We start from the raw sequence: 20493 nt of genomic DNA on the forward strand, positions 1-20493 counted from the left end.
GGCCTTGTGACCTGCATGAATGGCGGTGCCCCCGTGTTCGTTCGAACACGGGGGCACCGTCACGTCTACCGCGGCTCAGCCGGTGTTGCGCAGCCCCGCCGCCACACCGTTGACCGTCAGAAGCAGCGCTCGTGACAGCAGCGGATCGGTTGCGGAGCCGGCCGCCGCCTCGTCGCGCTGGCGCTTGAGCAGGGCGACCTGGAGGTAGGAGATCGGGTCCAGGTAGGCGTCGCGGATGGAGAAGGTCTGCTGGAGGACCGGGTTGGTGTCCAGCAGCTTTTCGCCGCCCGTGATCCGCAGCACCTCGCGGACGGTGAGCTCGTGCTCGGCGCGGATGGTGTCGAAGACGTGCTTGATTTCGTCGGGCACCAGGGTGTCGACGTAGTGCGAGGCGATCCGCAGGTCGGTCTTCGCGAGGGTCATCTCCACGTTGGAGAGGAAGTTGCGGAAGAAGTGCCACTGCTCGTGCATCTCGTCGAGCACGGTGTCCAGGCCCGCCTCGCGCAGTGCCTTCAGGCCCGAGCCGACTCCGAACCAGCCCGGCACGATCTGCCGTGACTGGGTCCAGCCGAAGACCCACGGGATGGCGCGCAGGCCGTCGAGCGAGACGCCCGAGCCGGGGCGGCGGGAGGGCCGCGAGCCCAGGTGCAGGTCGGCGAGCTGGTCGACCGGCGTGGAGGCGAGGAAGTACGTCGGCAGGTCGGGGTCCTCGACGAGCTTGCGGTACCTGGTGTGCGCCGCGTCGGAGACGACGTCCATCGCCGCGTCCCAGCGGGCGAGTGCCTCGTCGGACTGGCGCGGGGAGGTGTGCAGCGCGGATGCCTGGAGGGTGGCCGCGACGGTCAGCTCCAGGTTCTCCCTGGCCAGTGAGGGCACCAGGTACTTGTCGGAGATGACCTCGCCCTGCTCGGTCACCTTGATCTCGCCCTCCAGGGTGCCCCAGGGCTGCGCGAGGATGGCGTCGTGCGAGGGGCCGCCGCCTCGGCCGACGGTGCCGCCGCGGCCGTGGAACAGCCTCAGCCGCACCCCATACCGATGGGCCACGTCACGCAGGCGGCGCTGAGCGCGGTGGATCTCCCACTGGCTGGTGGTGATGCCGCCGAACTTGGAGGAGTCGGAGTAGCCGAGCATGACCTCCTGGACGTCTCCGCGGAGCGCGACGAGGCGCCGGTAGGAGGGGTCGGAGAGCATGTCCTCCAGGATGGTGTCGGCGGCCTTGAGCTCGTCCGTCGTCTCCAGGAGCGGCACGATGCCGATCTTCGCCCAGTTGCCGTGCAGGTCGAGGAGGCCGGCCTCGCGGGCGAGGACCGCCGCCGCGAAGACGTCGTCCGCGCCCTGGCACATCGAGATGATGTACGACTCGATGACCTCGGGTCCGAAGACCTTCAGGGCCCGCTTGACCGTCTCGAAGACGCCCAGGGTCTTCTGGCCTGCGGCGTCCAGCGGCGCAGGGGTCGGGGCCAGCGGGCGCCGGGACCTGAGTTCCTTGGCGAGGAGCTTGGTGCGGTAGTCGCGGGGCATGTCGGCGTAGCGCCAGGATTCCTCGCCGAGCCGGTCGAAGAGCTGGCCGAGGGCGTGGTGGTGGGCGTCCGCGTGTTCGCGTACGTCCATGGTGGCGAGCTGGAGGCCGAAGGCGGCGAGAGTGCGGATGGTGCGGTTCATGCGGCCGTCGGCGAACAGGGCGCCGCGGTGCTCGCGCAGTGAGCTCTGGATCTGGACGAGGTCGTGGAGGAGTTCGGCCGTGCCGAGGTAGTCGCGGCCGTCCACATGGGGGGTCCCGGTGGCCAGTCGCTTCTTGGTGTTCTCCAGCTTCTGGCGGATGCAGGTGGCCTTGAGCCGGTAGGGCTCTTCGGCGTTCAGCCGCTTGTAGCGGGGGCTGATCTCGGGGAGCCGCTCCAGGTCGGTCTGGAGGGAGGCGAGCAGCTCTTCGGTGGCGCCCGTGTACCTGATCGAGTTGGAGAGGAAGCCGCGGAGTTCGTCGATCAGCTCCAGGGCGTCGTTGATGCCGTGCTCGTGCTGGAGGATCAGGACGTCCCAGGTGACGTCGGGGGTGACGTTCGGGTTGCCGTCGCGGTCGCCGCCGATCCAGGTGCCGAAGGTGAGCGGCCGGGTCTCGTCCGGGAGGGTCACCCCGACCCGCTCCAGCTCGGCCGTGAGGTCTTCGAGTACGTCGCCCACGGCGCCGGCGTGCAGTTCGTCGAGGTAGTAGATGGCGTTGCGGGCCTCGTCGGCGGGCTCGGGGCGTACGACGCGCAGCTCGTCGGTCTGCCACACCAGGTCGATGTTCTCGGCCAGGCGGGTGTCGTAGCGGCGGCGGTCGGCCTCGATGACCGGGGTCTCCAGGAGGGCGGCGATGCGGCGCAGCTTGTTGAGGACCGAGCGGCGCGCGGCCTCGGTGGGGTGCGCCGTGAACACCGGGCGGACGTTCAGGTTCTTGACCGTCTCGCGCAGGTGGTCGGGGTCGGCGTCCTTGAGGCGGTCGGCCGTGCGGGCGAGGAGGCCGCCCTCTGCGGCGCGCTTGGCGCGTAGTTCGCGGCCGCGGTGCACCTGTTCGGTGACGTTGGCGAGGTGGAAGTAGGTGGAGAAGGCGCGGACCAGCTTGGCCGCGGTTTCCAGTTCGGTGCCGCGCAGTAGTGCGGCGGCGGCTTCGCCGTCCTCGCGGGTCAGTCGGCGGACCTTCTCGACAAGTTCGAGAAGTTCGGGTCCCTCCTGGCGGACCAGGGTCTCGCCCAGCAGGTCACCCAAGCGGCGGATATCGGCGCGCAGCTCGCTGCTGGTCGTCGTGGTCTGGTCGTCGGCACTGCTCACAGGTGCGGCTCCTTGCAGTGTTGAAGCTCATCTGAAGAGTGAAAGTTCGTCTGAAGCTCGTCTGGGAGGGAACCCGGGTGGCGACGGCGCGGCGGGTGCCGCTTAAGGAACGTGGCATCCGGGAATTAATCAGAACGGACCGCGCTGTCCGACCGACTCCAAGGATAGGTGTCCACACGGACGCGCAGGCTCACGGGCTCTTGCCGCCAGGCTTCGCGCTGCCATACTTACGACGCCGTAGGTTACGGAAGCGTAGGGAATCCCGTCAGAGAGAGGGAGGACCCTGGGCCCCGTATCCCGGTACCGGGAGGGCTGGAGGCTCAGGGGATCCGTTCCCAGGGCGTCCGGTCCACCGCTCCCCGGTACCTGGTCCGCTCTCCTCACCCCGGACAGCCGTCTCCACCCTCGAACCCCACAGGGGACACCCATGACCACGAGCTCCGATGTGATCGACGACGCCCCGCAGGCGAACAACAACTCCCCGCTTCCTCCCGCCACGCTGGGCGGTGAAAGGAAGGGGTCGGTCGAGCAGCTTGCGCTTCTCCTCTTCATCGTCGTCCCGTTCCTCGCGCTGGTGGCCGCGGTGCCGCTGGCCTGGAACTGGGGAGGAGTGAGCTGGCTCGACCTCGGCCTGCTCGTCTTCTTCTACTACCTGGGTTGCCACGGCGTCACGATCGGGTACCACCGCTACTTCACCCACGGTGCCTTCAAGGCGAAACGCCCGTTGCGGATCGCGCTGGCGGTCGCCGGTTCGATGGCGGTCGAGGGGCCGGTGGTCCGCTGGGTCGCCGACCACCGCAAGCATCACAAGTTCTCCGACGCCGAGGGCGACCCGCACTCGCCGTGGCGGTTCGGTGAGACGCTTCCGGCGCTGATGAAGGGCCTGTGGTGGGCGCACATCGCCTGGATGTTCGACGAGGAGCGCACTCCGCAGGACAAGTACGCACCGGATCTGATCAGGGACCCGGCGATCCGTGCGATCTCGCGCCATTTCCTCTCCTACACGATGCTCTCCCTCGCCCTTCCGCCGCTGATCGGCGGTCTGGCGACGATGTCCTGGTGGGGCGCGTTCACCGGCTTCTTCTGGGGCTCACTCGTCCGGGTGGCTCTCCTGCACCACGTCACCTGGTCGATCAACTCGATCTGCCACGCGGTGGGCAAGCGCCCCTTCAAGTCGCGTGACCGTTCGGGCAACGTGTGGTGGCTGGCCGTCCTGTCCTGCGGCGAGTCCTGGCACAACCTGCACCATGCCGACCCGACCTCGGCTCGGCACGGTGTGGAGCGCGGTCAGCTGGACTCCTCGGCGCGGATCATCCGCTGGTGCGAGCAGTTCGGCTGGGCCTACGACGTGCGCTGGCCGTCACGCTCGCGCATCGATTCCCGCCGGAATACGGACGATTCCGACTCCGGCCGCAAGTCGGAAACCGCTGAAGCGGCATGATTGACGCCGTGGCGACCGACTCCAGCAGCACCCCGAGCAGTAATGAAAAACCGCGGCGCGCTCGCCGCACCCGCATGACCGGCGCCGAGCGTCGTCAGCAGCTGCTGGAGATCGGTCGCACCCTTTTCGCGGCCAAGGGTTTCGAGGGCACGTCTGTCGAGGAGATCGCGGCGAAGGCCGGCGTCTCCAAACCGGTGGTCTACGAGCACTTCGGCGGCAAGGAGGGCCTGTACGCGGTGGTGGTGGACCGCGAGATGCGCCGCCTGCTGGACATGGTGACGAGTTCCCTCACGGCGGGCCACCCCCGCGAACTGTGCGAACAGGCCGCTTTCGCGCTCCTCGACTACATCGAGGAGTACACGGACGGCTTCCGCATCCTGGTCCGCGACTCCCCGATCCCCCAGTCCACGGGCTCCTTCGCATCCCTGATCTCGGACATCGCCACCCAGGTCGAGGACATCCTGGGCCGCGAGTTCAAGAGCCGCGGCTTCGACTCGAAGCTGGCGCCTCTCTACGCCCAGGCCCTGGTCGGCATGGTCGCACTGACGGGCCAGTGGTGGCTGGACGTCCGCCGCCCGAAGAAAGCGGAAGTGGCGGCCCATCTGGTGAATCTCGCCTGGCACGGCCTGGACGGCCTGGAGGCGAAGCCACGACTGATAGGTCACCGCAAGAGCTGAGGCGCGATGGTCGGGGGCCAGTCACCCTTTGTGATGACGCTTGTCAGTTCCCACCGCTACGGTGGACACGCAGGCCCAGAATCCCGCTCATGGGAGGAACCACCATGACCGCCGAGCCGATCGCCGAGCCCGCCGACGCGCCCGGCGCACCCGACGTCCGTTGGCCCGTACCACCGCGTGACGGATACACCGTGGACGACCTGTTCAAGCTGCCTGGCCTCCCGCCGCACACCGAGTTGATCGACGGGAGCCTGGTCTTCGTGAGTCCGCAGCGGATTTTCCACAGCCGCATGATCGACCTGCTGGTGGCCGGACTGCGCCGCACGGTCGTGCCTACCCGGCTGAAGGTCGTCCGCGAGATGACCGTTGTCCTGGACCGCCGCAACGGCCCCGAGCCCGATGTCAGCGTCGTCCGCGCGGAAGCCATCACCGGCTTGGAGCAGACCCGGTTTCAAGCCGAGGACGTGGTGCTCGCCATCGAGGTCGTCTCCCCGGACTCCGAAGCCCGCGACCACGACACCAAGCCCCACAAATACGCCGCCGCGGGCATCCCGCACTTCTGGCTGGTCGAGATGTCCGAAGAGAGCCAGCACCCGGTGGTCCGGACCTACGAGATCGACCCGGTGAACAAGACGTACGCGCTGACCGGCATCCACCACAAAAAACTCGAGCTCAGCGTCCCGTACGACATCGACATCGACATCACCTTGGACGCCCTCAAGGAGCTATGAGCGTCCGCCGGCGAGGTGTGGGCGATGTACGTCAGTCCGCCGTCTCCAGGAACTCCAGCCGGTTGCCCACCGGGTCCTCGGAGAAGAAGCGGCGGTGGCCCGGGAGGGCGTCGTCCCAGGTGACGGGCGCGTGATGGGCTTCGAGCCGGGCGGCGTACGCCTCGATGCCGTGGACCCGCAGCCCGGGGTGGGCCTTCCTTGCGGGCCGGAAGTCGGCCTCGATTCCGAGGTGCAGTTGAACGGCCCCTGCCTGGAACCAGCAGCCCCCGCGCGTCGCGAGCACCGGTGGCTTGGGGATCTCGGTCATGCCGAGGATGTCGACGTAGTACGTGCGGAGGCGGGGCTCGCTGCCGGGCGGGGCGGCGAGTTGGACGTGGTCGACGGCCCTGAGCATCAGGCGGGTTTTGTCGCGACGGCGAAGATACGGCGGAACGGGAAGACCGTGCCGTGTTCCGTGGGCGGGTAGGCCTCGCGCAGGGCGGCCCGGTACTCGGCGACAAAGGCTTCCGCGTCGGCCGCTCCCAGCTCGGTGAGGACCGGCCGCAGTCCTGTCCCCTTCACCCAGTCCAGGACCGGGTCCTCGCCCTCCAGCAGATGGAGGTACGTCGTCTCCCAGACGTCGGCCGCGCAGCCGAGGGCGGTGAGGTGTTCGAGGTAGGCGGCCGGGGTGTGCACGGCGTCGTCGTGGCGCAGGGCGTCGGCCAGGCGGTCCTTCCAGCGGGCGGAGTGGGCGAGTTCGCGCATCAGCTGGTGGCTGGGGGCGTCGAAGTTGCCGGGCACCTGGAAGGCGAAGGTGCCGCCGGGCGTCAGGCCCGTCACCCAGGCGGGGAAGGAGTCGGTATGCCCGGGGATCCATTGCAGGGTCGCGTTGCTGATGATCAGGTCGTACGGGGCTGAGGGCGTCCAGGTCCGGGCGTCGCCGTGGGCGAAGTCGAGGCGGCCGCCGCCGGGGGTGGGGCCCGCGAGAGTCTCGGCCTTGGCCAGCATCTCCGGGGAGTTGTCGTAGCCGGTGATGTGCGCGGCCGGCCAGCGCTCGGCGAGCAGGGTCGTGACGTTGCCGGGTCCGCAGCCTAGATCGGCGATGCGGGCGGGAGTGCGGGGCAGCGCGGGGACGCGGGCGAGGAGGTCGGCGAAGGGGCGGGCGCGGTGGTCCGCGTGCCGGAGGTACTGGCTCGGGTCCCAGGTGGGGGCGGTGGCGGCGGGCATGGGGGCGCCTCCTCGAATCACGGGCGAGGTCACCGGTGAGGGTCAATGACCAAGTCACCGGTGAAGGTCACTTCGGGCAGGCCTCCAGCCTCACACCTTAAGTATCTTGACGTCAAGAGACTTCACGTCGACACAACCACTACACTGATCGTCATGGAGGACGAGGTCGATCGGCTGGTCGGAGCATGGCGCCGGGAGCGCCCTGACCTCGACGTGGAACCGCTCGAGGTGCTCAGCCGGGTAAGCAGGCTGGCCCGACATCTGGACCGCGCCCGCAGGCTGGCGTTCTCCGAGCACAGCCTGGAGCCCTGGGAGTTCGACGTTCTGACCGCGCTCAGGCGCGCCGGGAACCCGTACCAGCTCTCCCCCGGTCAACTGCTCACCCAGACCCTCGTCACCTCCGGCACGATGACGAACCGCATCGACCGGCTGACGAAGAAGGACCTGGTGGAGCGGCTCCCCGACCCCACCGACCGTCGGGGCGTGCTGGTACGCCTGACGGACGAGGGCCGCGACCGCGCCGACCAGGCACTGGCCGGCCTGCTGGAGCAGGAGCGCGCGATCCTGGCGGAACTGAGCAAAGCGCAGCGAGGCGAACTCGCGGGCCTGCTACGCCAGTTGACCGCCCCGTTCGACAACATCCCCGGTTAGGTCGACGGGCCCGACCCCCGCACGGCGGGCGAGCGCGACGGCGGCGAGGGTGGAGTGCACGCCCAGCTTCCCCAGCACGTTCTGCATATGGGTACGGACGGTGTGCGGCGAGAGGAAGAGCCGCTCGGCCACGGCCTTGCGCCCCAGCCCGGCGACCATGCACCGCAGCACTTCGCGCTCCCTCGGCGTGAGCGACTCGACGAGCCGTTCACTCTCGGTGCGGTGCTTGCGGGCGGCGGTGAGTTCCCGCAGCACCCCGGTGAGCAGGGCGGGCGGAAGATGGGTCTCGTCGCGCAGCACACCTCGTATGACGGTGAGCAGTCGCGACAGCGAACAGTCCTTGGCGACCCACCCCGAGGCACCGGCCTGGAGCGCGAGCGCGGCGCGGCGCGGATCGTCCTTCTCGGCGAGCACGACGATCCGTACGTTCGGCTGCCCGGTCCGGACGCCCGCGACGAGCGAGATCCCGTCCACGAGTCCGTCCTCGTTACTCTCCTGGACGGGCACGGCCGGACGCATACCGGGCAGATTGCCGCCCAGGTCCGCGTCGACGAGCAGTACGTCGAATCTGCGGCCCTCCGCAGCCGCCCGCTCCAGGCAGCGCAGCGCGGCCGGGCCACTGCCCGCCGCGGACACGTCGACGTCGGGCTCGGCCGCCAGGGCGGCTGCGAGCGACTCGGCGAAGATGCGGTGGTCGTCGACGACCAGTACTCGGATGCGAACCACTGAAACCCCCACTGTCGGGGGACGACCGGTGCGGGTACGGCGCCCGAAATGATCCCGAGACCGCATGTGCGACTCGGGAGGCGGGGTGCCGCAGCCGCACGGCCGCCGCCGTGCCGTAACTGCTACCCCCACTTCGGGCGTCGTACCCGACTGTCTCGCCCCCTGATCAGCACCGGCCCCCACCGGCGCTGTTCACAGAGTAAGGCCGGGGGCAGGGAGGGGAAGGCAATTCACAGAACTGATTGCCCGGCCCGTTTATGGTGAGTCTTATGTTTCGTATGGAGACAGGAGACGACAAAGAACGCCGCGATCTGCTCCGCAGGAGACTGCGGGACGCCAACACGGCGGCGTCTCCTGTCCTCCGTGCCCTTCGCGGAACTCCGGGTGAACGCGAAGTTCCGCTCCATGTCTGGGCGTTGGACGGTGCGGGGGCCCTCGCGGGTGGGCTGGTCGGGCACACCTGGGCGGCGTGGCTGCACGTGACGTACCTCTGGGTGGACGATCCGCACCGCGGCACGGGTCTCGGCTCCCGCCTCCTGTCGGAGGCCGAGCGCATCGCTCGCGAGGACCGCGGCTGCGGAGCCGCACGTCTGGAGACCTGGGACTTCCAGGCGCCTGACTTCTACAAGAAGCAGGGGTACGAGGTGGTGTGCGTGATCCCGGACTATCCGCCGGGGGTTACGGAGTACACGCTGACGAAGCGGCTGGGCTGAGCAGGGGCGTTTTCGCCCCCTCCGCCCCTACCCGTCCCTTGTTCCTGGGGGCTCCGCCCCCAGACCCCCGTGTCGCGCTGAACGCGCTCGTCCTCAAACGCCGGACGGGCTAACGGTCATCGGCCGGGTAAAGCAGATGCGGTGAGCGTTCGGCGGTGTCACGCTGCGCGCCATGGACCGCGAAATGATCTCTCAGCTGTCGCACGCCGATCATCCGATCAACAGCCCTCTTGACGATGAGTCGGTGCGCCGACTGCTCCATCGAACCGTGGGCCGGGGCGACGAACGCGTGCTCGACCTCGGCTGCGGTGAGGCGACCTGGCTCCTACGGGCCCTGGCCGCTCATCCGAAGCTGACCGCGGAGGGTGTCGACAACTCAGCCCAGCTCCTGGCCAAGGCGCGGAAGGAGGCGGCCGATCTGGGAGTCGGACAACGACTCGTACTTCACCACCAGGACGCCGCGGAGTTCGCGTCTCCCCGCCCCTTCGACGCAGTGCTCAGCGTCGGTGCCACCCATGCCTTCGGCGGTCTCCTGCCCACCCTTGACGCCGCCCGCAGACACCTCGTCCCCGGCGGCCGCGTCCTGGTCGGCGATGCCTACTGGGAGCGCGAGCCCACCGCTGCCGCCCGCGAGATGCTCGGCGAGTACGAGGACCTGGCGACCACCATGGACCGTGTCGTCGCCCATGGCTGGACCCCTGTCTTCGGGCACATCAGCACACGTCAGGAACTCGACGACTTCGAGTGGTGCTACACCGGATCCCTGGCGACGTGGGCGCTGGACCACCCCGAGCACCCCGACAGCGCCGAGGTTCTCGGCGTTGCCACCACCCACCGCTCGCAATGGCTGCACAGCTACCGCGACAGCTTCGGCTTCATCACCCTTGTCCTTCGCCGAACCCCCGAGTGACCACCGCCGGTGGAAGGCCGGGCTGCCTGGAACAGCCGCACGCCTCCCACCGAACGGTGGTGGAATCAGCTCACCCGCCGGGCGCCCGCCGAAGGCACCGCCGGGAACACCCGCGGCGCAGTGAAGCCGGCCGCCGCGAACGCCTCCTCGACCGCCTTGGTGACCGTGTCCGCGTCGGTGATCTCCACGAGCACGATCGCCGACCCCCCGAAGCCACCGCCTGTCATGCGGGACCCGAGCGCCCCGGCGGAGTTGGCCGTGGCGACCACGAGGTCCAGCTCGGCGCAGGAGATCCGCAGGTCGTCCCGCAGGGACGCGTGCCCCTCGGTGAGGACGGGACCGATCGCCCGGACATCACCGGCGTCCAGCAGCCCGATGACCCGCTCGACCCGGTGATCGTCGGACACGACATGGCGTACATAACGGCGTACGCGCTCGTCGGACAGGCGCCCGAGGCTCGCGTCGAGCCCCTCGTACGCGACATCGCGCAGATGTGAGACACCGAGCAACCGCGCGCCCTCCTCGCACCCTTCGCGCCGCTCGGCGTACTCCCCGTCGCCGAGCGCGTGCTTGACGCGCGTGTCGACGACCAGAAGGGACAGCCCCTGGGCGGCCAGGTCGAAGGGGACCTGGCGGATGGTCAGGTCCCGGCAGTCGAGGTGCAGCGCGTGCCCGTCGGTGCAGCACGCGGACGCGGTCTGGTCCATGATTCCGCAGGGCACGCCGACGAAGTCGTTCTCGGCGTGCTGGGAGAGCTTGGCCAGTTCGGGCCGGGTGAGGCCCAGTTCGTACAGGTCGTTGAGGGCGAGCGCGATCACGACCTCCAGCGCGGCCGAGGAGGAGAGGCCCGCGCCGGTCGGAACGGTGGAGGCGAGGTGCACGTCCGCACCGGTGACCGAGGTGTGGCCCGCCTCGCGCAGCGCCCACACCACACCGGCCGGGTACGCGGCCCAGCTGGTGTTCGTCAGCGGCGCGAGCCTGTCGAGGTGCAGCTCGACGACCGGACCTTCGATGTCCGCCGAGTGGAGCCGCAGTACACCGTCGTCGCGGCGCGACACCGCCGCCACCGCCGTGTGCGGCAGCGCGAGGGGCATCACGAAACCCTCGTTGAAGTCCGTGTACTCGCCGATCAGGTTGACCCGGCCGGGAGCCGCCCAGACGCCCTCCGGGGCAGCCCCGTACAGCTTCTCGAAACCCTCGCGGACCTCGTGAATCTCGCGGACCTTGTGAACCCCCACCTACTGCTCCTTCGCGATGTGCTGCGCGAACGCCCAGGCATCCGCGACGATCCCCGCGAGGTCCGCGCGGGACGGGCTCCAGCCGAGCCGCTCGCGGGCGGTCGCGGCCGAGGCGACCAGCGCCGCCGGGTCGCCGGCCCGGCGCGCGGCCAGGACCTCGGGGATCGGGTGCCCGGTGACCTGCCGGACGGTCTCGATGACCTGGCGGACGGAGAAGCCCTCGCCGTTGCCGAGGTTGCAGATCAGGTGTTCGCCGGACTGAGCGGCAGTGAGAGCCAGCAGGTGTGCGTCCGCCAGGTCCGCGACGTGGATGTAGTCGCGGACGCAGGTGCCGTCCGGCGTCGGGTAGTCGTCGCCGAACACCGAGATCGCCTCGCGGCGGCCCTGGGCGACCTGGAGCACCAGCGGGATGAGGTGCGACTCGGGGTCGTGCCGCTCGCCGTAACTGCCGTACGCGCCCGCCACGTTGAAGTACCGCAGGGACACCGCGCCCAGGCCGTGCGCCGCCGCCTCGCCGGTGATCATGTGGTCGACGGCGAGCTTCGAGGCGCCGTACGGGTTGGTCGGCTTCGTCGGCGCGGACTCGACGATCGGCACCTCCTCCGGCTCGCCGTACGTCGCGGCGGTGGACGAGAAGACGAGCTTGCGGACGCCCGCCTCGCGCATGGCGCCGAGCAGCGCCATGGTGCCGCCGACGTTGTTGTCCCAGTACTTCTCGGGCTTCACGACGGACTCGCCGACCTGCGAGAAGGCGGCGAAGTGAAGGACGCCGTCGTACGAGGGGTCCAGCCACTTGGCGGCGTCGCGGATGTCACCCTCGATGAAGGCCGCCCCCGCGGGGACGCCCTCGCGGAAGCCGGTCGAGAGGTTGTCGAGGACCGTCACCTCATGGCCGGCCTCGATCAGGTGCTGCGCGACCACGCTGCCTACATAGCCCGCGCCACCCGTGACCAGGTACTTCCCACTCATGAACTCGCTACCTCTCGCAGTCGCTGAGCCGCGGACTCCGGCTGGATGTCGTTGATGAACACGCTCATCCCGGATTCGGATCCCGCGAGGAACTTCAGCTTGCCGGAAGTGCGGCGAATGGTGAAAAGCTCCAGATGCAGCGCGAAGTCGTCGCGGTTGACGCCTTCGAACTCCTCCAGCGAGCCGAAGGGTGCCTGGTGCCAGCCGGAGATGTACGGCGTCGCCGGCTCACCCTCGCCGAAGATCCGGTCGAAGCGCCTCAAGAGTTCCAGATAAATCTTGGGGAACTCTGTGCGGGCGTCCTCGTCGAGGCCGAGCAGGTCGGGCACGCGACGGCGCGGGTACAGGTGGACCTCGTAGGGCCAGTGGGCCGCGTACGGCACGAAGGCGATCCAGTGGTCACTCGACAGGACGATCCGCGAGCCGTCCGCCACCTCGCGGGCGACGACCGTGTCGAAGAGGTTCTCGCCGCCCGTCGCCTCCTTATGAGTTGCCAGTGAACGCAGCATCAGCGCGGTGCGCGGCGTGGTGAACGGGTAGGCGTAGATCTGCCCGTGCGGGTGACCCAGCGTCACACCGATCTCGGCGCCGCGGTTCTCGAAGCAGAAGACCTGCTCGACGGAGGGGAGGTGGGAGAGCTCGGCCGTCCGGTCCGTCCACGCCTCGAGCACCAGACCCGCCTGCTCTTCCGTCAGGTCGGCGAAGGACGAGTCGTGGTCGGAGGTGAAGCAGACGACCTCACAGCGGCCGGAGTCACCGGCCAGGGAGGGGAAACGATTCTCGAAGACGACGACGTCGTACGAGGAGTCCGGGATCTCGCTCAGCCGGTCGCCGGACGACGGGCACAGCGGGCACTCGTTCGCCGGCGGGTGGTAGGTGCGGCCCTGTCGCTGCGAGGCGATCGCGACCGAGTCGCCGAGCAGCGGGTCGCGACGCACCTCCGAAGTGGTGACGGTCGGCTCCAGTGGACGCCGGTCCACCGCGTCGCGCACCGCGTCGTCCCGCGAGTCGTAGTAGATGAGCTCACGACCGTCGGCCAGCCGGGTCGAGGTCTTCTTCACCGTGGAACTCCCCATCCGCCCTCATCAAACAGAACTAAACACAATGAACCACAAAACACCACCTGCGTCAACATCACGATCAAACAAAGGACACCACGGCGAGTGTTCAGTTCCGGTAGGTGGAGGCGTAGGTTCCGTTTGGATCAGTTCAATCAGTACACGTAACGACCGGATCAGCACACACAACAACCGGATCAGTTCACGCAACGAAGCGAGTTCTTATGCAGTCCCCCACACTCCTGGCTGCGCCGGGCATCGACCTGGCCGCTGAGCTCCGGCTCCCCACAAACGCACTCGACTACACGATCCTCGCCATCTACTTCGTCGTCGTGCTGGGTATCGGCTTCGCCGCCCGCCGCTCGGTGAAGACGAGCCTCGACTTCTTCCTCTCCGGGCGTTCGCTGCCCGCCTGGGTCACCGGCCTGGCCTTCATCTCGGCCAACCTGGGCGCCACCGAGATCCTGGGCATGGCCGCCAACAGCGCGCAGTACGGCGTCTACACGGTCCACTGGTACTGGATCGGCGCCATCCCTGCGATGGTCTTCCTCGGCCTCGTGATGATGCCCTTCTACTACGGCTCGAAGGTCCGGTCGGTCCCGGAGTTCCTGCTCCTGCGCTTCGACAAATGGGCCCACCTGCTCAGTTCGATCCTGTTCGCCTTCGCCGCGATCCTGATCGCGGGCGTGAACCTCTACGCCCTCGCGATCGTCGTGGAGGCGCTGCTCGGCTGGCCGCAGTGGGTGGCGATCGTGGTCGCGGGCATCTTCGTCCTCGCGTACATCACCCTCGGCGGTCTGTCGTCCGCGATCTACAACGAGGTTCTGCAGTTCTTCGTCATCCTCGCCGCGCTGATCCCGATCGTCGTGCTCGGCCTTCAGAAGGTCGGCGGCTGGGGCGGTCTGACCGACTCGCTCGACAAGAGCCACGGCGACAACTTCACGACCGCCTGGGGCGGTACGGGCATCGGCAGTGACAACCCGCTGGGCGCCAACTGGCTGACCATCGTCCTCGGCCTCGGCTTCGTGCTGTCCTTCGGCTACTGGACGACGAACTTCGCGGAGGTGCAGCGCGCGCTGTCCGCGAAGAACCTGAGCGCGGCCCAGCGCACCCCGCTCATCGCCGCGTTCCCGAAGATCTTCATCGTCTTCCTGGTGATGATCCCCGGGCTCGTCGCCGCCGTCCTGGTCCCGAAGATCGGCACCAGCGGCTCCGACCTCCAGTACAACGACGCGATCCCCTATCTGATGGAGTCGCTGCTACCCAACGGCGTCCTGGGCATCGCGGTGACGGGCCTGCTCGCTGCCTTCATGGCGGGTATGGCGGCGAACATCTCGTCCTTCAACACGGTGTTCACGACGGACATCTGGGCGAGGTACGTCGAGAAGGGCCGCGAGGACACGTACTACGTCCGGTTCGGCCGCCTGATCACGGCGGTGGGCGTCCTGGCATCCATGGGCACGGCGTTCCTGGCCTCGTCGTTCTCGAACATCATGAGTTACCTCCAGACCCTGTTCTCCTTCTTCAACGTGCCGATGTTCGTCGTCTTCATCGTCGGCATGTTCTGGAAGCGGGCGTCCGTGAAGTCGGGCTTCTGGGGCCTGCTGGCGGGCACTACAGCCGCGATGGTGAACTACTTCGTCATCTACAAGCAGGGGATCATCGACATCCCCTCCGACCAGGGAGCCAACTTCGTCTCGGCGATCGCGGGCTTCGTGGCCGGTGCGGTGGTCATGGTCGCCGTCACCCTCTTCACCGCCCCGAAACCGGCGGCGGAGCTCCAGGGCCTCGTCTACGGCACCACCTCCCCCGGCATGACCGAACCGGCCGCCGAGGGCGACGACGCCTGGTACCGCAAGCCGGCACTGCTCGGCTGGGGCGCGGTGATCCTCGCCGCGCTCTGCTACATCCCGTTCTCCTTCTGACCGCCGGAGGCTGACCCACCATGACCGAGCTGACCGCCGGAGGCTGAGAGACCATGACCGACAACCCGCAGCACCCCGATCGCCCCGATCACTCCAGCGAGGCACTCCAGCGCGAGATCACCGAACTGGAACACAAGTCCGAGACCGCCGCCCGCCTCTTCGACATCCGCCGCATCATCGGCGGCCTCTTCGTCCTCTACGGCATCATCATCACGATCGCCGGCATCGTCGCGTCCGACGCCGACATCGACAAGGCCGAGGGCATCAACATCAACCTGTGGACAGGCCTGGGCATGCTCGCCCTCGGCCTGTTCTTCCTGGCGTGGCTGTGGCTGCGCCCGGTCGCTCCACCGGTGGATGTGAAGCAACTGCTGCCGGACGCCGAGAAGGGGCATCCGTCGGAGTAACGCTGTTACGCGGGGCCGGAGTTCGCTGATGGGGACTCCGGTCCCGTACGGCTATGCGGGCGGCTGATCGGGGGTGAAGAGGTCGGCGGGGTCCGTCACGCGGACGGCCCGCTCCGACCAGACCTTGAGCTGGTCGAGGTCGGAGCACGCCTGCACCCGAAGCCGGACGGAGTCGGGGACTTGGAGGCCGCGCAACTCCATGATCTTCACGATCATCTCGATGCGATCCTCGACGCGTCCTTCGACGCGTCCTTCGACGCGTCCTTCGACGCGTCCTTCGACGCGTCCTTCGTCCCTCACCTTCTCCGCGACCGGGTTCTTGAAGAAGTAGTTCACCGGAGCCATCAGGTCCCTCCAAATCTCCTTCGCCTGGGAATCCACCAGGCCAGACGTCACCAGCTCTACGAGCAGAGCCGCGCTTACCGGGTCAATCGTCTCCAGAGCCGCCGCCAGTGGTCCCAGTATCGCAGCGGCACGCCGTCCTCTACCATGCGTAATCGCCGAAAGCACCGCGAGCGACGGGTCCTGCGCGGCTTCTTTCTCGTCAGTGATCACCGGCACGTTGTCCGGCCCGAGAACCATCGGCCGTACGACGAGCGAGGACCAGCCGGGCAGACCGAACCGGATGGGCTGGGCGGCCCAACGGGCGGTGGAACTGCTCTGGGTCATGACGATGAGCACCGGCTCACAGCGGTACTTCTCGTAGAGGTACGAAAGGTAGTAGGGCCAACTCCCCCGCTTCCTATCGTCCTTCTTGCCCTGCGACTCCAGCACCAGCAGGAAGTCACCGCCCTCTGTGTGCACCCGAACCAGGCTGTCCACACGCCGCTCGACCGGCTCGATCTCGGTCAAGTCGGTGTTGACCACCGTGAATCCGCAGGGCTCCGGGAACGGCACATGGAACAGGCGCTGGAAGTTGCGGATCAACCCGGCCGTGTCCTTCTGGCCGTAGTGGTGCAGCGCCTCATGCGACGAGCTGACCATCAGCCCTCCTTCCTGTACGACTTGATCAACGAGCTACGCCGCGCCGAGGTCACACCACACGTACTTGCCGGTGTCGCCGCCCTGCCGAAGCGGATGCCATCCCCAGTCGTCGGCGCAGGCCCGGACGAGGGCGAGGCCGCGGCCCGCCTCCGCGTCGGGAGTCACCATCAGCTCGTACGGCGGCGGTTCGGGGCTCGCGTCCCACGCACCGATGCGGAGCACTCCGTGTCGGTGTTACAGGCGCAGGGCGGCGGGCCCCTTGGTATGGCGTACGGCGTTGGAGACCAGCTCCGCCGCCAGCAACTCGCCGACGTCCACCAGGCGGATCAGGCCGTGGAGGGTGAGGATCAAGCGGACGGCACGGCGGCAAACGGTGACCGCTCGGGGGTCGTGGGGGATGTGGAGTACGTACTCCCAGGGTTCGTTCTCTGTTTTTGGTATGTGTGAACTCCGGTTGGGGTGAGGGAGTTTGAGGGAGCGCTACGGGTTGCGGGCGGTGGCAGTTTCACCGCCGTCACGGCATGACGGGGTGGTGCGCTTCCGGGGTCCCGGGGTTCCGCAGCGTGTGCGTCGCGTGACTGACGGTACGGGTTAAATTTGGGCCCAGGCAAGTGACTGCCGTAATCTGCCCCTCGAACGAGTCACAGCCTCACGGCAGTTGAGGCCAAGGGAGGAAGCCATGCCGCGCAGACGGCAGCCCACCGCGCGCCAGGAGCGTCTGGGCATTGAACTGCGGAAACTGCGGGAGGCCGCAGGATTCAAAGCGCTTGATGCCGCCGCGCTGGTCGGGTCCAGCTCCGCCCAGATGAGTCAGATAGAGTCCGGGATCGCGGGTGTGAGCGAAGAGCGCGTGCGCAGCCTTGCCGCTCATTACTCCTGTGCGGACGATAAGTTGGTCGACGCGCTGGTGGCGATGGCCACCGACCGGACACACGGCTGGTGGGAAAAGTACCGAGGCCTGCTACCCACGCGATTCCTGGACCTCGCCGAGCTGGAGCACCACTGCGCATACCGGCTCGATGTGGAGTTCCTGCACGTCCCAGGCCTCTTCCAAACGGAGGACTATGCCCGCGCTGTGTCCTCTTACCGATTCCCTGAACTCCCGACCAATGAGCTTGAGTTGCGCGTCCGCCATCGAATGGAGCGCAAGGTGATCATCGAGGACCCGGCCCCCACGCCGTACGAGGCGGTGATCCACGAAGCGGCGCTTCGCATCCGGGTCGGCGACCGCGCGGCGACGCGCACCCAACTCGACCGCGTTCTGGAACTCTCCGAGGCGGACCACATCACCGTGCGCGTCATCCCCTTCGACCTGGACGGCTTCGCCGGAGCCTCGAACGCGATGATGTACGCGGGCGGTCCTGTGCCCAAGCTGGACACAGCAGTACGCGATGCACCCCACGGCGCGGGTTTCATCGACTCCGAGCCCCAACTCGGAGCCTTCCGAACGCTCTTCCGTATGGTGGAGGCCGTGTCGCTCGAACCCGCACGGTCGCGTGACTTCATCCACCAGCTGACGAAGGAACTGTGAGGCCCTCCGTGACCACCCCCGACTACTGGCAGAAGTCGTCCTTCTCAGGAAGCGGCGACGGCGACAACTGCGTCGAACTCGCCACCACCCCCCACACCATCCACCTCCGCGAGAGCGACACCCCCGCCACCCGCCTCACCACAACCTCCGCCCCCCTGGCCCACCTCCTCCACGGCATAAAGTCCGGCACCCTCGCCACGCCCACGACGTGAAGTCGGACTCGCTCTGTTTCCCGGCGACGAAGGGACGGCAAGAATGGCGAACAGCGCGCTGCTCGTGATGGACGTCCAACGGGACATCGTGCGCATCGCCGACGACGGCTCCGGATACCTGCCGCGTCTGCGCAGGGCGATCGACGGGGCTCACGCGGCGGGCATCCCCGTCATCTACGTGGTCATCGCGTTGCGGCCAGGCAATCCAGAAGTCAGCCCCCGCAACCGGGTGCTCACCAACGCCGTGCGGGCCGGTCTCTTCACGGAGGGCGATCCCGGCACCGAGATCCACCCTGACATCGCGCCCCAGCAAGGCGACGTCGTGGTCACCAAGAGGCGGGGAAGCGCGTTCTCGGGCAGCGACCTCGACCTGGTACTCAGGGCTCGCGATATCGACAACCTTGTTCTCACCGGCATCGCCACCAGTGCTGTAGTGCTGTCCACTCTGTGGCGCGCCGTCGACCTGGACTTCGGCCTCACCGTCCTGGCGGATGGCTGCCTCGACACCGACCCCGAGGTACACACGATGCTCATCGAAAAGCTGTTCCCGCAGTGGGCAGATGTCGTCACCGTCGAGGACTGGCTCAAAGCCATCGCAACGCAATAACGGGAGGCCGGCCGGCAGACTGCGTCAGACCGGCCGACGAGCTCTCCGGGGGCTGCGGACGCCTTTCCCAAATGGCGCCGCTCACTCCCGATCACTCGGAAGGGAAGAGCTGTTCGCGCACCCAAGCGGGATCGGGGTTGGTGTGCGGCCGACCCGCCACGACGACAGTCGGCACGGTCTCATCGCCGTCGTTGGCCGCCCGCACCGCCGCCGCTCCGGCGGGGTCACGCCAGATGTCGACCCAATGCAACTGGCGGGCGCTCCGGCCCAACCGGATGCGCAGTCGCAGACAGTACGTGCAGCCCGGCCGCCAGAAGACGACCGGCCGGCCGTCGACCGCGCTGCGGCGCTGTGCCTCCAGCACACCGACCGACCTCGGGAAGATCAGGGGCGAGTACACGCCTGCGAGCAGCACGAACACCAGCAGGAGCGCTGCGGCTGCAACGGAGTACCCCTTGAGGACTTGCGCAGTCGCAACGGCTGAACCGCAGAGCAGAAGCAGTGTCGGCAGGATCCAAGCGCGCATCATGATGGCGCAGGCTACCGGTGAGCCGAAATGCTCCCCGAACCAAGCCGCCCGTCTGGCCAATCCCCAACTGCCTGCAGCCGGGAGACGCGTATTCGATCGCCGAGAGATATCCATCGGTACCGTTTCGAGGCCGCCGCCTCAAGCGATGGAAGCGCCGCCACAACACCACCCACGCCAAGATCCGCTGCCTCGGCGAGTGCCCGCGTCCCGTATCTCGTCCTCATCACCGGCCCGGAGCAAGACGTGCCCGGCAGTTCCGGCATCGGCGACGGACCGACGGACCGACGGACGTCATCGCGATCCAGACGGCTACCGCCGCCTGCGCCACTCCCGCCCGGGCCTACCGCACCGCCCCGTATGCACGTTCCCCCGTATGTCAGCTGCCGGGCATGCCCGACAGCTCGGACCGACACGCCACGTGCCGACGCGGGTTTCAACCGCACGAGCCGATCGGCACCCTCGCCGCGTTCCTCTGGCGAGGAAGCAAACGCAACGGACCTCGATCTTTGCGGGCCGTTTACAACTTCCACAGTCGATTCATGGCCAACTTCAGCCACTTCATTGGCTGATTCCGATCGTTCAATGTGGACAAGTACTTACTTTGCACACTGGGGCCGAGTAAGTAGCGATATCAACCGTCCAGGCGCTTGAATTTTATCTTGAATACAATTTGCGTGGGATGTGCCATATCTGGGGGGAAATGAGCGCCTGAACGGCAGATTTATACGGTGGACAGGGTTCAAGCAATGAGATTTTATGGTGCAGCCAAAGGGCTTCCCGTGAATGTCGGACAAGCGCTCCCTTAGTACTTTATCGACCCTGGGTAAGCGCTTCTCTCTGTCCTTGTTCAACGCGCGTAAAGCGTGGGGCGGACCCTGAAGTGTGGCTATTTCTTACGGGGTGTTGAGGGCTGCCGACGGGGGGTGGGTGCTCATGAATACGCGAGTGCGGCTTTTCCTTGCCTTACGCACGGCCCGTCCTTCCCTTCACCTGTCCGTTCCGGCTGCCGTGGACGGCGGCCTTCACACCCACGTTGACCCGATGTCCCGGCCCCCGGGCCGGGACCAACGTGTGAGGACTCTGATGAAGGCACGTAGCGCGATCCAACCGCGCCCGGAGCGCAAGAGACTCGTGCGGCACGCCCTCGGCGTCGCCGCCGCGGCCGCCCTG

Annotated in this window: 20 protein-coding genes and 1 pseudogene; 11 read left to right on the top strand and 10 right to left on the bottom strand. The window is 67.8% G+C overall.

The window, feature by feature from the left end:
• Positions 1 to 75: 75 nt before the first annotated feature.
• The gene (gene ppc, locus AB0N66_RS40025; protein ID WP_365445057.1) at positions 76 to 2808 is read right to left on the bottom strand and encodes a phosphoenolpyruvate carboxylase; all 2733 of its coding nucleotides are present in this window, start codon (positions 2806 to 2808) and stop codon (positions 76 to 78) included.
• 427 nt (positions 2809 to 3235) lie between these two features.
• Here ppc and AB0N66_RS40030 point away from each other — a divergent pair, with 427 nt between their 5' ends.
• The 3 genes from AB0N66_RS40030 to AB0N66_RS40040 all read left to right on the top strand — a co-directional run bounded on the left by AB0N66_RS40030 (position 3236) and on the right by AB0N66_RS40040 (position 5657).
• On the top strand, positions 3236 to 4249 hold the full coding sequence (locus AB0N66_RS40030) for a fatty acid desaturase (protein WP_365445060.1): 1014 nt from the start codon (positions 3236 to 3238) through the stop codon (positions 4247 to 4249).
• Entirely contained in the window at positions 4246 to 4926 is a 681-nt protein-coding gene (locus tag AB0N66_RS40035; protein WP_365445062.1) for a TetR/AcrR family transcriptional regulator, read from the top strand. The genes AB0N66_RS40030 and AB0N66_RS40035 overlap by 4 nt, the downstream gene beginning before the upstream one ends.
• Before the next feature lie 104 nt (positions 4927 to 5030).
• Positions 5031 to 5657, top strand: a complete 627-nt coding sequence (locus AB0N66_RS40040) for a Uma2 family endonuclease (RefSeq protein WP_365445113.1) — start codon at positions 5031 to 5033, stop codon at positions 5655 to 5657.
• A 31-nt stretch (positions 5658 to 5688) separates the two neighbouring features.
• Here AB0N66_RS40040 and AB0N66_RS40045 read toward each other — a convergent pair whose 3' ends face one another.
• On the bottom strand, positions 5689 to 6051 hold the full coding sequence (locus tag AB0N66_RS40045) for a glyoxalase (protein WP_365445065.1): 363 nt from the start codon (positions 6049 to 6051) through the stop codon (positions 5689 to 5691).
• On the bottom strand, positions 6051 to 6863 hold the full coding sequence (locus AB0N66_RS40050) for a trans-aconitate 2-methyltransferase (RefSeq protein WP_365445068.1): 813 nt from the start codon (positions 6861 to 6863) through the stop codon (positions 6051 to 6053). The genes AB0N66_RS40045 and AB0N66_RS40050 overlap by 1 nt, the downstream gene beginning before the upstream one ends.
• 153 nt (positions 6864 to 7016) lie before the next feature.
• Here AB0N66_RS40050 and AB0N66_RS40055 point away from each other — a divergent pair, with 153 nt between their 5' ends.
• A complete protein-coding gene (locus AB0N66_RS40055; protein WP_365445071.1) occupies positions 7017 to 7514 on the top strand; it encodes a MarR family transcriptional regulator in 498 nt (165 codons plus the stop codon).
• Here AB0N66_RS40055 and AB0N66_RS40060 read toward each other — a convergent pair.
• Positions 7473 to 8240, bottom strand: a complete 768-nt coding sequence (locus AB0N66_RS40060) for a response regulator transcription factor (protein WP_365445074.1) — start codon at positions 8238 to 8240, stop codon at positions 7473 to 7475. The genes AB0N66_RS40055 and AB0N66_RS40060 overlap by 42 nt on opposite strands.
• A 257-nt stretch (positions 8241 to 8497) precedes the next feature.
• On the opposite strand from AB0N66_RS40060, the gene AB0N66_RS40065 reads away from it, so the two are divergent.
• A complete protein-coding gene (locus AB0N66_RS40065) occupies positions 8498 to 8953 on the top strand; it encodes an N-acetyltransferase (RefSeq protein ID WP_365445077.1) in 456 nt (151 codons plus the stop codon).
• Between the two features lie 172 nt (positions 8954 to 9125).
• Positions 9126 to 9863 carry a class I SAM-dependent methyltransferase gene (locus tag AB0N66_RS40070; protein WP_365445080.1) on the top strand — a complete coding sequence of 246 codons (738 nt, stop codon included), beginning with the start codon at positions 9126 to 9128 and terminating at the stop codon, positions 9861 to 9863.
• A gap of 65 nt (positions 9864 to 9928) precedes the next feature.
• Here the strand turns inward: AB0N66_RS40070 and galK are convergent, their stop codons facing one another.
• The 3 genes from galK to galT are packed head-to-tail and all read right to left on the bottom strand — an operon-like array spanning position 9929 to position 13131.
• Complete coding sequence (galK, locus tag AB0N66_RS40075; protein ID WP_365445116.1) at positions 9929 to 11077, bottom strand: galactokinase; 1149 nt, start codon at positions 11075 to 11077, stop codon at positions 9929 to 9931.
• Between the two features lie 24 nt (positions 11078 to 11101).
• Positions 11102 to 12070, bottom strand: a complete 969-nt coding sequence (gene galE, locus AB0N66_RS40080; RefSeq protein ID WP_365445083.1) for a UDP-glucose 4-epimerase GalE — start codon at positions 12068 to 12070, stop codon at positions 11102 to 11104.
• Positions 12067 to 13131 (bottom strand): galactose-1-phosphate uridylyltransferase, encoded by a 1065-nt coding sequence (gene galT, locus AB0N66_RS40085; RefSeq protein ID WP_365445086.1) that lies wholly within the window; start codon positions 13129 to 13131, stop codon positions 12067 to 12069. Before galT ends, galE begins: the two co-directional genes overlap by 4 nt.
• A gap of 221 nt (positions 13132 to 13352) precedes the next feature.
• Here galT and AB0N66_RS40090 point away from each other — a divergent pair, with 221 nt between their 5' ends.
• Positions 13353 to 15053 (top strand): sodium:solute symporter family protein, encoded by a 1701-nt coding sequence (locus AB0N66_RS40090; protein ID WP_365445089.1) that lies wholly within the window; start codon positions 13353 to 13355, stop codon positions 15051 to 15053.
• A 53-nt stretch (positions 15054 to 15106) separates the two neighbouring features.
• Complete coding sequence (locus AB0N66_RS40095; protein WP_365445092.1) at positions 15107 to 15460, top strand: hypothetical protein; 354 nt, start codon at positions 15107 to 15109, stop codon at positions 15458 to 15460.
• 51 nt (positions 15461 to 15511) lie between these two features.
• Here the strand turns inward: AB0N66_RS40095 and AB0N66_RS40100 are convergent, their stop codons facing one another.
• Positions 15512 to 16444 carry a hypothetical protein gene (locus AB0N66_RS40100; RefSeq protein WP_365445095.1) on the bottom strand — a complete coding sequence of 311 codons (933 nt, stop codon included), beginning with the start codon at positions 16442 to 16444 and terminating at the stop codon, positions 15512 to 15514.
• 33 nt (positions 16445 to 16477) lie between these two features.
• A pseudogene (locus AB0N66_RS40105) lies at positions 16478 to 16885 on the bottom strand (ATP-binding protein).
• 238 nt (positions 16886 to 17123) lie between these two features.
• On the opposite strand from AB0N66_RS40105, the gene AB0N66_RS40110 reads away from it, so the two are divergent.
• From AB0N66_RS40110 to AB0N66_RS40120, 3 genes are read left to right on the top strand one after another with little or no spacing between them, the layout of a single operon-like run.
• On the top strand, positions 17124 to 17975 hold the full coding sequence (locus AB0N66_RS40110) for a helix-turn-helix transcriptional regulator (protein ID WP_365445098.1): 852 nt from the start codon (positions 17124 to 17126) through the stop codon (positions 17973 to 17975).
• A gap of 8 nt (positions 17976 to 17983) precedes the next feature.
• Positions 17984 to 18187 (top strand): DUF397 domain-containing protein, encoded by a 204-nt coding sequence (locus tag AB0N66_RS40115; RefSeq protein ID WP_365445101.1) that lies wholly within the window; start codon positions 17984 to 17986, stop codon positions 18185 to 18187.
• 43 nt (positions 18188 to 18230) lie between these two features.
• On the top strand, positions 18231 to 18794 hold the full coding sequence (locus tag AB0N66_RS40120; protein WP_365445104.1) for a cysteine hydrolase: 564 nt from the start codon (positions 18231 to 18233) through the stop codon (positions 18792 to 18794).
• 91 nt (positions 18795 to 18885) lie between these two features.
• Here AB0N66_RS40120 and AB0N66_RS40125 read toward each other — a convergent pair whose 3' ends face one another.
• The gene (locus AB0N66_RS40125) at positions 18886 to 19323 is read right to left on the bottom strand and encodes a glutaredoxin domain-containing protein (RefSeq protein ID WP_365445107.1); all 438 of its coding nucleotides are present in this window, start codon (positions 19321 to 19323) and stop codon (positions 18886 to 18888) included.
• Positions 19324 to 20493 lie beyond the last annotated feature (1170 nt).

Origin of the sequence: Streptomyces sp. NPDC093544 (genome assembly GCF_040683495.1) — a bacterium.
In the GTDB taxonomy this organism is placed as follows: domain Bacteria; phylum Actinomycetota; class Actinomycetes; order Streptomycetales; family Streptomycetaceae; genus Streptomyces.